The sequence below is a fragment of the Ruegeria sp. H9 genome (assembly GCF_056532915.1).
In genome coordinates this window covers 1-11,622 of the sequence record NZ_JBQFNX010000002.1, presented here as the reverse complement: position 1 = coordinate 11,622, position 11,622 = coordinate 1, and the positions used below count along the sequence as shown (strand labels likewise).

Annotated in this window: 12 protein-coding genes and 1 pseudogene; 5 read left to right on the top strand and 8 right to left on the bottom strand. The window is 55.6% G+C overall.

Going from position 1 to position 11,622, the window contains the following annotated elements; translation table 11 throughout:
• Position 1: 1 nt before the first annotated feature.
• Together ACR0CZ_RS08595 and ACR0CZ_RS08590 are read right to left on the bottom strand one after the other, a co-directional pair.
• On the bottom strand, positions 2–259 hold the full coding sequence (locus ACR0CZ_RS08595; RefSeq protein ID WP_170393653.1) for a succinate dehydrogenase assembly factor 2: 258 nt from the start codon (positions 257–259) through the stop codon (positions 2–4).
• Complete coding sequence (locus ACR0CZ_RS08590; RefSeq protein WP_170393655.1) at positions 256–648, bottom strand: helix-turn-helix domain-containing protein; 393 nt, start codon at positions 646–648, stop codon at positions 256–258. Before ACR0CZ_RS08590 ends, ACR0CZ_RS08595 begins: the two co-directional genes overlap by 4 nt.
• A 92-nt stretch (positions 649–740) precedes the next feature.
• Between ACR0CZ_RS08590 and ACR0CZ_RS08585 the strand changes: the two genes are divergently transcribed.
• Both ACR0CZ_RS08585 and ACR0CZ_RS08580 read left to right on the top strand, forming a co-directional pair.
• Positions 741–1,943 carry a pyridoxal phosphate-dependent aminotransferase gene (locus ACR0CZ_RS08585; protein WP_170465520.1) on the top strand — a complete coding sequence of 401 codons (1,203 nt, stop codon included), beginning with the start codon at positions 741–743 and terminating at the stop codon, positions 1,941–1,943.
• 14 nt (positions 1,944–1,957) lie between these two features.
• Positions 1,958–2,359, top strand: a complete 402-nt coding sequence (locus ACR0CZ_RS08580; protein WP_170393659.1) for a hypothetical protein — start codon at positions 1,958–1,960, stop codon at positions 2,357–2,359.
• 4 nt (positions 2,360–2,363) lie between these two features.
• Here the strand turns inward: ACR0CZ_RS08580 and ACR0CZ_RS08575 are convergent, their stop codons facing one another.
• From ACR0CZ_RS08575 to ACR0CZ_RS08560, 4 genes are all read right to left on the bottom strand, one after another.
• Positions 2,364–3,728, bottom strand: a complete 1,365-nt coding sequence (locus ACR0CZ_RS08575) for an MATE family efflux transporter (protein ID WP_170404822.1) — start codon at positions 3,726–3,728, stop codon at positions 2,364–2,366.
• A 129-nt stretch (positions 3,729–3,857) separates the two neighbouring features.
• The gene (gene ppk2 / locus ACR0CZ_RS08570) at positions 3,858–4,787 is read right to left on the bottom strand and encodes a polyphosphate kinase 2 (RefSeq protein ID WP_170393663.1); all 930 of its coding nucleotides are present in this window, start codon (positions 4,785–4,787) and stop codon (positions 3,858–3,860) included.
• Positions 4,788–4,956: 169 nt separating this feature from the next.
• Positions 4,957–5,565 carry a peroxidase-related enzyme gene (locus ACR0CZ_RS08565; protein WP_170393665.1) on the bottom strand — a complete coding sequence of 203 codons (609 nt, stop codon included), beginning with the start codon at positions 5,563–5,565 and terminating at the stop codon, positions 4,957–4,959.
• Positions 5,566–5,856: 291 nt separating this feature from the next.
• Positions 5,857–6,825: a hypothetical protein gene (locus tag ACR0CZ_RS08560; protein ID WP_480536969.1), complete on the bottom strand. Its 969-nt coding sequence runs from the start codon at positions 6,823–6,825 to the stop codon at positions 5,857–5,859.
• Positions 6,826–7,129: 304 nt separating this feature from the next.
• Between ACR0CZ_RS08560 and parE the strand changes: the two genes are divergently transcribed.
• The 3 genes from parE (at position 7,130) to ACR0CZ_RS08545 (ending at position 10,595) form a co-directional block, all read left to right on the top strand.
• On the top strand, positions 7,130–9,088 hold the full coding sequence (gene parE, locus ACR0CZ_RS08555) for a DNA topoisomerase IV subunit B (protein WP_170465521.1): 1,959 nt from the start codon (positions 7,130–7,132) through the stop codon (positions 9,086–9,088).
• Between the two features lie 8 nt (positions 9,089–9,096).
• Positions 9,097–10,059: an MrcB family domain-containing protein gene (locus tag ACR0CZ_RS08550; RefSeq protein WP_170393671.1), complete on the top strand. Its 963-nt coding sequence runs from the start codon at positions 9,097–9,099 to the stop codon at positions 10,057–10,059.
• Between the two features lie 254 nt (positions 10,060–10,313).
• Positions 10,314–10,595 carry a hypothetical protein gene (locus ACR0CZ_RS08545; protein WP_170393673.1) on the top strand — a complete coding sequence of 94 codons (282 nt, stop codon included), beginning with the start codon at positions 10,314–10,316 and terminating at the stop codon, positions 10,593–10,595.
• A 59-nt stretch (positions 10,596–10,654) separates the two neighbouring features.
• Here the strand turns inward: ACR0CZ_RS08545 and ACR0CZ_RS08540 are convergent, their stop codons facing one another.
• Positions 10,655–11,425 (bottom strand): alpha/beta fold hydrolase, encoded by a 771-nt coding sequence (locus ACR0CZ_RS08540; RefSeq protein ID WP_170393675.1) that lies wholly within the window; start codon positions 11,423–11,425, stop codon positions 10,655–10,657.
• A gap of 58 nt (positions 11,426–11,483) precedes the next feature.
• A pseudogene (locus ACR0CZ_RS08535) lies at positions 11,484–11,622 on the bottom strand (iron-containing alcohol dehydrogenase); the annotation flags it as partial.

Below are 11,622 nucleotides of genomic sequence, written 5' to 3'. Positions count from 1 at the left end.
CTTATTTTTGAAAGGTTTGTGCGATATCCGCGATCAATTCGGCCAGCGGTTCCGGCGGGCTGGCCTGACCAGTGACCCATTGATAAAGGTCCTGGTCATTTTCATGCAGCAAGGCATCGTATGTGTCCAATCCCGCCTCGTCCATCGAAGACAGATTGCGATCGGCATATGCCGTCAGGATCAAATCCATCTCTTTGATGCCCCGCCGCATCGAACGCATTTTCATGCGCTTGATCCGGGTCTCGCGCGGCTCGGTCATTGATTGCGTTCCAATTTCAGACGCAGCGCTTTTTCGACGCGAGCCAGACGCTCGGAGTTGGCTCGCATCTCACCTCGGATCGTGCGGAGCTCTGCAACAAGATCGCGCAATTCCGAGTCCGTATCGCCATGCAGGCTTGTTTCGTCCATGCCGTCGCCCTCGCCCGTCAGAAGCCACATGATCGAGACATTCAGTAGCCCCGCCATCATCGACAGCTTGTTCGCGCGGGGTTCCGACAAATCATCTTCCCACGAAGTGATCGTGGCTTTTTTGACACCAAGCCTGCGGGCCAATTGGGTCTGCGTCATGCCTGCGGCTTCGCGTGCGCCAGCAACGCGATCCCCGAAGGTTGCGGTGTCCGGTCCGAACCAGTCTGTTTCGTCGTTCATCGGGGTCTCCAAAGGGTAAAACTCAATTGGCTTGATCGTTATTTCGGCGCACCCTATGACAGTCGGGCTGAACATACAAACCGAGGCCGACCATGAGTTTCCTGTCTGCGACACTGTCACGCGTAAAACCCTCGCCCACCATCGCGATGACGTCCAAAGCAGCCGAGCTGAAGGCCGCCGGGCGCGATGTGATCGGGCTGAGCGCAGGCGAGCCCGATTTCGACACGCCGCAGAACATCAAGGACGCCGCCGTGGCCGCCATCGCTGCGGGCAAGACCAAATATACTGCTCCGGACGGCATCCCCGAGCTGAAACAGGCGGTTTGCGTCAAGATGAAGCGTGACCACGGATTGGACTATACGCCCGCTCAGGTCTCGGTCGGGACCGGGGGTAAGCAGACGCTTTACAACGCGCTGATGGCTACGCTGAACGAGGGCGATGAGGTCCTCATCCCCGCGCCCTATTGGGTCAGCTACCCGGACATGGTGTTGCTGGCCGGTGGCACACCAGTAATCGTCGAAACTTCGCTGCAGACCAATTTCAAACTGACAGCGGATCAACTGGAAGCCGCGATCACACCTAAAACGAAATGGTTCATCTTCAACTCACCCTCGAATCCCACCGGAGCGGGCTATAGCCGGGCTGAACTGAAAGAACTGACAGATGTCCTGTTGCGGCATCCGCATGTTTGGGTGATGACCGATGATATGTATGAGCACCTGGCCTATGACGGGTTCGAGTTCTGCACGCCCGCACAGGTGGAACCGAGACTTTATGATCGGACGCTGACCTGCAATGGCGTCTCCAAAGCCTATGCCATGACCGGTTGGCGTATTGGCTATGCGGCAGGCCCGGTCGAGTTGATCGCCGCGATGCGCAAGGTGCAATCTCAATCAACTTCGAATCCCAGTTCGGTCAGCCAATGGGCAGCAGTCGAGGCTCTGAATGGAACTCAAGCATTCCTTGCGCCGAATAATGAGATCTTCAAACGCCGTCGCGATCTGGTCGTCGACATGCTCAGCCAAATCGACGGTATCTCGTGCCCGACACCCGAAGGCGCTTTCTACGTCTATCCATCAATTGCAGGCTTGATCGGGAAAACCACACCCGCGGGCACTGTGATAGATTCGGACGAAACCTTCGCAATCGCCCTGCTGGAAGAGGCCGACGTGGCGGTTGTGTTTGGCGCAGCTTTTGGTCTGTCCCCCAATTTCCGCGTCAGCTATGCGACCTCTGATGAAGCCCTGACTGAAGCCTGCACACGCATCCAACGTTTTTGCGCCGCGCTCACCTGATACCGGAGTTTGTTATGTCCACAGCCCTGCCTGAATACTATTTCCGCGTGCGCGAAAATGGGGCAGCGGTGTTCAGGATCGACACGGAAAATCGCCATCGCCGGATCGAGATGGAACAGATCGCGGTCATCAACATCCGCAATGGCGAGGTCAAACCGCAGGGCCAGCGTGTACTAAGCGACGCCGACAACGATGAAATCGCGCGCTGGATGGAAGAGCGCAAAGCCCTGCTATCCCGCCGCGATATGGATGATATACACCGTGCGGTTGACTACCTGAATCTGACCACGCAATGGGCCCAGTCTAAAGCAACGGATGCGCAATTAGAGGACGTGACCGGCCCATTGCTGATGGCGATGCACGACTTGCGGTCGGTACTTGTTCGAAAGAAATCCGACCGGATGAGCAAAGAATGATCCCCTAGGCGGGAACTTCTCCTACATCGCGCACCGACCTTAGCCAGAAGCGCGCCATCAACAATACGGCAGCACAAGCGAGGCCAATCACGAGGCCAAGCCAGACTCCGATCCCCTCCATACCTTGAACAAAGCCGAAATAGTACGAAGCGGGGATACCGATCACCCAATAGCTGAGTGCGGCCATCACCATCGGTATTTTTGCATCCTGCAAACCTCGCAACAGGCCTAGTGCGATGACCTGCGCCCCATCGACCAGCTGGAACAAAGCAGCCATCGCCAGCAGGCCAGTGCCGATTAGCAGGATCTGTGGCCGCTGCGGATCATCGGCCTCCATAAACAGCGAGATCAGGGGCTCAGCGCATGTCAGGAATAGAACAATCGTCAAGACCGACACGATCAACGACATCCCGGTCACCGTAATCGCGCCTTTCTCAAGATGCGCCCGATCCCGTCGACCCAACGCGTTGCCCGCCCGAATAGTCGCCACATTAGACAGGCCCAAATGAACCATGAACGTCGCCGAGGCGAGGTTTAACGCAATCCCGTGAGCTGCCAGCGGCACTGGACCCAACCAGCCCATCATGACAGCAGAGATCGCGAACAACGACACCTCCGCCAGTGTCGTCAGACCGATGGGAACGCCCAAACGCAGCACGCTCATGAACATCTCCCAATCCGGGCGCCAAAACCGCTGAAACAAGCTGTGTTCCGGCAACGCACGCACCGCATAGATCACGACCGCCACCAATGATACGATCTGCGTCACCACTGACGCGATAGCCGCACCAATCACCCCAAGTTCGGGCGCGCCCCAGTTTCCGAAGATCAGCGCATAGTTGGTCACGCCATTGACCACAGCTGCAACAATCGTGATCCACAGCACAATCTGCGTCCGCTCAAGTGCGGCCAAATAGGACTTCAGGACCATCACCAACAGCGCCGGGAACAAGCCCCACCCCGCGACCCGCAGGTATACTGACGCAGTTTCAGCAACTTGCGGCTCTTGCTTCAAAGCAATCAGGATCGGATGGGACCACCACAAAAGAGGCATCATCACCGTCGCATAGATCAGTGATAGCCACAGACCCATGCGAGTGGAGCGACGAATGCTGGTCTCATTCTCCTCGGCGGCAGCGGTCGCCACCATCGGCATTACAGCCCACCCAAACCCGGCACCAAACAGGAACAGGACGAAATAATAGCTGTTGGCCAGCGTCACGGCAGCCAACGCCTCGACACCGTACCAGCCCAGCATGACTGTATCGGTCAAACCAATCGCATATTGTGCCAGATGCCCGCCAATCAACGGCAGGCCCAGCACCGCGATTGCGCGCAAATGGCCGGGATATGTCATCACCTTGTTCATTCCGCCAGCCTTAGGCTTGCGCGCTGCCCGAGACAAGAGCGGAACAAACTTATTTCATAATGAGACTAACGAGAACAAAGCGACGCAAGCCATCACCTTTGGTGCAACTGCTTTACAGTTTATCGATTTTCAGCCGATCTTCGCGTCAGGATGCAGCGCTGTCCCCAGAATATGGTCCGAGTTATGAATTACGTGATGCGCCTGCCCAACTATCAACGGATCAGGCTCACCAACGATCCTGAGGTCTTTGTCCGGGTAGTCCAGCGTCGACAGGAAATGCCGCATGCAGTTCAGACGCGCGCGTTTCTTGTCGTTGGATTTGACAATCGTCCAGGGCGCATCGGCGGTGTCGGTGTAGAAGAACATCGCCTCTTTCGCCTCGGTATAATCATCCCATTTGCTCAGGCTAGCCTTGTCAATCGGTGACAGTTTCCATTGCTTCAACGGATCAGTTTCACGACTCCCAAAGCGCCGCTGCTGCTCTTCCTGCGTGACCGAGAACCAGTACTTATAAAGTTGAATGCCCGAGCGCACCAGCATCCGCTCCAACTCGGGCGTCTGCCGCATGAATTCCAGATACTCATTGGGTGAGCAGAAGCCCATCACCCGCTCGACGCCCGCACGGTTGTACCAGGACCGATCATAAAACACCATCTCGCCCACGGTGGGCAGCTGCTGCACATAACGCTGGTAATACCACTGCCCCTTCTCCTCATCCGTCGGCTTGTTCAATGCGACCACACGCGCCTGACGCGGGTTCAGATGCTCCATAAACCGCTTGATGGTCCCACCCTTGCCGGCGGCGTCGCGGCCCTCGAACAACAGCACAAACCGCTGCCCGGTCTCCTGCGCCCACAATTGAACCTTCAGCAACTCTGCCTGCAGCTCGGCCTTTTGCGCCTCGTAATCCTTGCGTGCCATCTTGCGGCCATAGGGGTACTTGCCGCTCTCAAAAGCTTGCCGGATTTTCTCGGATGTTGGTGCCGAGGCATCCGTCTTCAGGTCAGTTACAGCTTTGATCTGAGATGATTTTTGTTTGATCTGGGGTGCCGCATCCATACATGTTCTCCTCGGTTTCACTGTCGAGGAGATGCTTAGCCGATTGTCACACGGCGCGCTTTGATTGGTGTCAAATTGACATAGGTTTTATCGGGGCGTCAAAGAACAAGCCTATGCCCGTTCTTTACATGATCCCAAAATACATAGGGGGGAGCGGCCAGCCCCGCACTTACCGATGTCCCCAATCATCAGGATTGTCCGAGTTGTTCGGCGACAAGCCCAAAACGTCTCCGTCAGTCGGACACCCCAAACCCAAAACGGTTCTGTTCGCATAGGAGAAATAAGAACACACCTGATTGATCTCCAGAATCTCGCCATCTTCCCACCCCGCCTCTCGCAGAGCGATCACGTCCGCCTCGGTCAGATCACCGGGTGCCTCGGTCAGCTTGCGCGCATATCTCATCGCTTCGACTTGTGCCGCGTCCAGCGGGGCCGAGGCCGGATCACGCGCCTCAATCGCCGCACGGATCGCATTGCCGCGCACCTCATCATGCAGCAACCGCTGCAATCCGGAAAAGTGATGTTCTACGCAGTATCCACACTTGTTCAGAGAGCTGACCCACACGCCCAGCACCTCAAGAAACCACTTCGGTATCTTGTTGCCCGAGTGATGCAGCACGGCCTTATACATCGCCATATGGCCTTCCATCGAATGCGGCCGCAGGCTGTGCGCCATCATGATATTGTCCACATTGTTGTCCGGTCCGGTGACCCGGTCATAGAGTTTGCGCAGCCTACCGGTGGCCTCGGCATAAGGGATGGTTTTGATCCAGCTCATTTGGGGTCCTGTTGTCTCGATTGCATCGTAACCGCAGACTAAGAGCGCTTTGAGCAGGTGGCGAGACGAATTCGACGAGAGTACACTAATGAGCCCTGAGCAGTCATCGCCTATTAGCTTGATTGCTGCGCATGCATTAGGCCGCTGGCATTCCAAAGCCACCGGTCATTTCGAGGTTAGCGTGCGGTTTAGGCCGGGGCCACTTGTTTCCAATGAGCCAAGGACAATGAACTTTTTTCGTGAGATGTGCCATGCACGAGCGCCGAACTTTTTTGCAAATCAAACCGACCCTTAGCTACCCACCTCTCTGAAGACCAGCAGGGGTGTGATACCGAACGCTTCCGATGGCCTACCCAGCAACTGACGAGTTATAGGTTCAATCTGGCCGAAAAGGACATGTACAATTTGCTCGACGCCTACATTGTGCACGATTTCAGGTGTTTCGGTTATACTGGGGTACGCGTCTAGGATACCGACTACGGCCCAAGTGCCAGGTATTGGCCCGCCGTATTTCAGCAGATGATCTGAGGCCGTTGACATCATTCCACGCTCATCCAGAATGCCCCAACCAACCGGATCGTCACCGATTGTAATCTGAGCCGGGTGAGGCAACACATCGATCATCTCAAAGAAAAGGTCGATCTCGCTTGGCAGCGCCCTTTCCTTTCGCTTCTGTTTACGTTCATTTCTGCTTTCAGACGCAGGTTGGGTATCGGCTCCAAGTTCCGCAAAAGCCCTGAAAGTCGGCAACCCCCACAACTTCTTCAAAGTTGCAAAGTCTCGAATTTGGACAGGGCCGGTAATCAAAACCAAGTCACCGAGCGTTGCTTCATTGAGGCTTCGTTTTAGCAGGTCTTTCTCTTCAATCTGATCCAAGAAACTCAGTGCGTTAATCCATTTCGGATCATATGATCTCTGACTAGCTTCTGCATGCGACTTATGATTTCCACCTGCTACCGTGTGGGTGGCAGAAACAAACGCCGCATTGCCCTTTGTATCCACCGAACTGCTCTCTGAGGTACCCTTCTCTGCGGAGACATCATGCACGATACTGGTCAAATTACCGAAATTGCTAAATTGCGAAATGATCGTGCCAATCCGTGAGTGGTCTGCATACACGAAATCAAAAACGGAAACGTTTGACTGTGCCTCTTGCCCCTTCTCTGATGCGCTCAAATTGTTCTTCGACGTCCTGTTCAATTTTTCTGCCTTCTTTCGAAATAACTTCTGCTCGCCGCCGGATTTCGCGTGCCTCTTCACTCTGAACGCTTTCCTCAGATCGCGCTCGCTTCGAACTACTCTGTTTGTATACGGATTTTTTCATTATCGAATCCTCGGCGACACTGATGATACAGGCAGAACTCACCCAACACACAAAAAACTTTTGATAGGCCCCAAACGCCAGAGTGTTACCCCACAAAGCCGCCATTAACCAAAGTAGTTGTCGCAACCGCAGAGAAGGCCTGCTCGTGTGGCCAAACCATCCACAACACCTCGCGTCCCTCTTCCCCCGGACCACATCACCTGCCATAATGGGAGAAACTCAAAAATAAGAGCAGCACCCATGCCCGACGATCTGTTGACGCCAGAAGCGACCTCCACCTATGACGCCTCGTCCATCGAGGTGCTGGAAGGTCTGGAACCGGTCCGCAAACGCCCCGGCATGTATATCGGCGGCACGGATGAGCGTGCATTGCACCATATGGTGGCCGAGATACTCGACAACTCAATGGACGAAGCTGTTGCGGGCCATGCCAACCGGATAGAGGTCGAGCTGCACGCAGATTACGCCCTGACCGTTCGTGACAACGGGCGCGGCATTCCGATCGACCCCCACCCGAAATTCCCGGACAAGTCCGCGTTGGAGGTGATCCTGTGTACCCTGCACGCAGGCGGCAAGTTCTCGGGCAAGGCGTATCAGACTTCGGGCGGTCTGCACGGTGTGGGTGCATCGGTGGTGAATGCCCTGTCGGATTCGATGGTCGTGCAGGTGGCGCGGGATAAGCAGCTGTTCGAACAACGGTTCTCGCGTGGTATCCCGCTGGGTCCCGTGGAAAAGGTCGGTGCGGCCCCCAATCGGCGCGGCACCACAGTGACTTTCCACGCCGACGCCGACATCTTCGGCCATCACAAGTTCAAACCCGCGCGCCTATTCAAATCCATACGCTCCAAGGCTTACCTGTTCTCGGGCGTCGAAATCCGCTGGAAATCTGCCATCGACGACGGCGAAACCCCGACCGAGGCGAGTTTCCACTTCCCCGGCGGCTTGTCGGATTATCTTAAGGAAACGATGAACGGCTCGTCGACCTATGCCGAGCAGCCCTTTGCTGGCACCGTGGACTTTAACGAGAAGTTCGGCACCCCCGGCAAAGTCGAATGGGCGATCAACTGGACGCCTTCGCGCGATGGGTTCATCCAGTCCTACTGTAACACTGTCCCCACCCCCGAAGGCGGCACACATGTCGCCGGTTTCTGGGCTGCGGTCCTCAAGGGGATCAAGGCCTATGGCGAGCTGATCAATAACAAGAAAGCAGGTCAGATCACCCGTGACGACCTGATCACCGGCGGCTGCGCGCTGGTGTCCTGCTTTATCTCGGAACCGGAATTCGTCGGCCAAACCAAAGACCGTCTGGCCACGGTCGAGGCGCAGCGGCTGGTCGAAAACTCCGTCCGCGACCATTTCGATAACTGGCTGGCGGCTGATACGAAATCCGCCGGGGCGATCCTCGACTTCCTCATCCTGAGAGCCGAAGAACGCCTGCGCCGACGGGCCGAGAAGGAAACACAACGCAAGTCCGCCACTAAGAAACTTCGTCTCCCCGGCAAGTTGGTGGACTGTAGTAGTTCAACACGCGACGGCACGGAATTATTCATCGTCGAGGGCGACTCGGCGGGCGGGTCCGCCAAAATGGGCCGGGACCGCAAAACGCAGGCCCTGCTGCCCTTGCGCGGTAAAATCCTGAACGTGCTGGGCGCGGCCAGTTCCAAGCTGGGCACCAATGCCGAGATCAACGACCTGACGCAGGCGCTGGGTGTGGGCCTTGGCACCAAGTTCAACGTCGACGACCTGCGCTATGACAAGATCATCATAATGACCGACGCGGATGTGGACGGGGCACATATCGCATCGCTGCTGATGACGTTCTTCTTCACGCAGATGCGCCCGATGATCGACGCGGGCCACCTCTATCTGGCCTGCCCTCCCCTCTATCGCCTGACCCAAGGCGCCAAGCGCGTCTATTGTCTGGACGAGGCGGAACGTGACGAGTGGCTGGAAAAAGGTCTGGGCGGCAAAGGCAAGATTGACGTATCCCGCTTCAAGGGTCTGGGCGAAATGGACGCCAAGGACCTGAAAGAGACCACGATGGACCCGGCCTCCCGCAAACTGATCCGCGTCACGATTGATGAGGACGAACCCGGCGAAACCGGCGACCTCGTCGAACGCCTGATGGGCAAAAAACCCGAACTGCGGTTCCAATACATTCAAGAGAACGCGCGGTTTGTGGAGGAGTTGGATGTCTAGGAGAAATAATGCTTCACCAAATGCTCGCCAGAATGGCGAGGGAGTTCGTTTTTGAACGAGCCAAATCTTTTGCCGGCAGCGATTTTGGGAATTTTGTTCGACACGACGTATCAATAGAAGCCAAGAAACACTTAATATTTCTACCTTACGCGTTAAAGGTCAAATCTAGCGTTGGTGCAGGCAACTGGGCAGCTGTACCTTGGTTGGCTTTTTTTGACCCATTAGTTACTGAGAGCGCCACAAGAGGTTTTTACGTAGTTTACCTGATTAACGCACAATCAGAAGAAATTGTGCTGTCGATGAACCAAGGGACGACGGAAGTATACATCGAGTTTGGCGAGCGCAAAGGTCGTCAAGTTCTGCGCCGAAGAGCAATTGGCTTGGCAGAAAGGGTGCCAGAATTTGCCAAGCTGTTCTCTGTGGAACCAATTGATTTAGGCTCCTCAGAATCCCTACCGCTTGGGTATGAATCTGGCCATTCGTTTGGGCGCACCTATTCAGCAGATCAAATCGATTCCGATCGGTTCTACAAAGACTTAGATAGAATGCTGTCTGCCTATAATGCACTTGTAGATCGCGGTGGCACTACTCCCACAGACACCATGATGGAAGAAGCGGGAACAACAGACATAACAGAAACCCGCAAGTACTTTCTTTCACGTCGCATAGAACGGACGCCGAATATTAGGAAGACCGTCCTTCAAGCCAGGGGTACTGTTTGCGAAGCATGCGGTTTGGATCCTAAAATACACTTTGGCTTTGACGGTCCACTACAGAACACTCCGATAGACGTACATCACGCGAAGCCAATTAGCGGCTTGGCTGAAGGTGAAAGCCGTAGATATAGAATACCAGATGATTTCTTGGTTCTTTGTCCAACGTGCCATCGAATGATCCACAAGCAAACGGACTCTTCGGATGTAAATCTGCTGATAAACTCAATTCGATTTGAATATACGATCAAGAAGTAGATACGTCCGCCTTACAACTGGCTAACGACACCAGGTTTCATGTAACTGAATTGACCCATATAAATGAAGTGGTTTATGCTGGCCAAAATTCATAGTTGACGCGTGGCAACAGCCACCCTCCAAACACACCGCTTGCCTAACTCTTTGATCCCGTTCACACTTACCCTCAATCCGTCATCCAAGAACGACATTTGAGGTTCCGAGCGTCCAAGACCCAATTAGACCACGAACAAATTTCCGAACGGGAGGACGACATGAAAACACTTACCTTCGGGCTGGCCCTGACCCTGCTGGCCTCGGCGGCCCCCGCGCAGCAGATGCTCAGCACTGCATCGCCCATTCCAGACGGGGCCGAGACGCGGTTTTGCTACTATGGCGGGATGGCCTATTCGCCAGACGCGTTCATCCTGCTGACCGGTGACAACACCGTAACCTCAACCATCAGCACGCGCGAGGAACGGCTGCTGCGGTGTCATCGCAATGACGATGGCTCTCTGGTCTGGAAACCGCAGAGCACGTTTCAAACCAACAACTGACGTAGGATGGGTTTCCAACCCATTAAAGCGGAGCGGGGACGATGGGGTGAAACCCCATCTTACCCAACATTCCGATCCAACCAGTCGGCAATCTGTTCGGCTGGGCCTTCCCAGCCCGGCTCCATGAACAGAAAATGCGCGTGGTTGTCGACAGGCAGGAAAGTCGCACGGTCTCCGTAAAGCTTCGCCAGAGCACGGCAGGTGTTGGGGTTCACGGCCCGGTCCTCGGTGCCTGAAACGATCAGCACCGGGCAATCGACCTTGTCGATGTCCACCTTCATCGCGTGGTGATCGTCGAACATCCAGAAGAACATCTCGAACATCACCCGCCCGCTTTCGGGGCCAAGCTGGTCGAACACTTCGTGCTGCTGCGCCTCGGGCATCTTGTTCAGCGCAAAGGGGGCCATCAGTTCGAAATCGACGCGCATGGGCTGTTTCCAGAACGCCCCACCCTCCATCAACGCGCGCGGCACAGCGCGTTCGTCGTCGGTTTCCGGCAATGTGCCCCAAGCCGCGTTTGGGTTGATCAGGACAATTGCGCTGGCCAACCCCCGAGACGCCACCTTCTGCGCCACTACCCCCGCAATCGCATGGCCCAGTAGCACGGGTTCGCTATCCAACCCCTGCACGAAGTCCGAAATGTCATTGGCGTAATCTAGGACGCTTGTGTCGGTGAGGCCGGGATCGGGATCTGCCTTGGGGTCGCCACCATGGTAGCGTAGCGCGGGTGTATGCACCGTCCAGCCACGTGCACGAAAGAAGCCCGCATAATCCTCCATACACCACGGTCCGGCAAAAGCACCGTGGGTCAGAACAATCTCTTTCGTCATGAAAATCTCCCTCACCTCCGACCAGTATGAGAGCTGAGGGATGGGTTCGGCAAGCCTGTTAGTGTGCTGCGTTGAAGAGCGTTGTCAGGTTTTCTTCGGTCAATTCGATCGGATTCCCTCCGCATGAGGGGTCGATGATTGCGCCCTGGACCAGTTCGGGGATGGCGGCTTTGGTGACGCCCAGGTCAGAGAGTTTG

Excerpts from the sequence above, each read along its gene's own strand:
- ACR0CZ_RS08590 (WP_170393655.1), bottom strand. The coding sequence starts at position 648 with ATGAACGACGAAACAGACTGGTTCGGACCGGACACCGCAACCTTCGGG.
- ACR0CZ_RS08540 (WP_170393675.1), bottom strand. The coding sequence starts at position 11,425 with ATGACGAAAGAGATTGTTCTGACCCACGGTGCTTTTGCCGGACCGTGG.
- ACR0CZ_RS08595 (WP_170393653.1), bottom strand. The coding sequence starts at position 259 with ATGACCGAGCCGCGCGAGACCCGGATCAAGCGCATGAAAATGCGTTCG.
- ACR0CZ_RS08575 (WP_170404822.1), bottom strand. The coding sequence starts at position 3,728 with ATGAACAAGGTGATGACATATCCCGGCCATTTGCGCGCAATCGCGGTG.
- parE (WP_170465521.1), top strand. The coding sequence starts at position 7,130 with ATGCCCGACGATCTGTTGACGCCAGAAGCGACCTCCACCTATGACGCC.
- ACR0CZ_RS08545 (WP_170393673.1), top strand. The coding sequence starts at position 10,314 with ATGAAAACACTTACCTTCGGGCTGGCCCTGACCCTGCTGGCCTCGGCG.
- ACR0CZ_RS08565 (WP_170393665.1), bottom strand. The coding sequence starts at position 5,565 with ATGAGCTGGATCAAAACCATCCCTTATGCCGAGGCCACCGGTAGGCTG.
- ACR0CZ_RS08580 (WP_170393659.1), top strand. The coding sequence starts at position 1,958 with ATGTCCACAGCCCTGCCTGAATACTATTTCCGCGTGCGCGAAAATGGG.
- ppk2 (WP_170393663.1), bottom strand. The coding sequence starts at position 4,787 with ATGGATGCGGCACCCCAGATCAAACAAAAATCATCTCAGATCAAAGCT.
- ACR0CZ_RS08585 (WP_170465520.1), top strand. The coding sequence starts at position 741 with ATGAGTTTCCTGTCTGCGACACTGTCACGCGTAAAACCCTCGCCCACC.
- ACR0CZ_RS08550 (WP_170393671.1), top strand. The coding sequence starts at position 9,097 with ATGCTTCACCAAATGCTCGCCAGAATGGCGAGGGAGTTCGTTTTTGAA.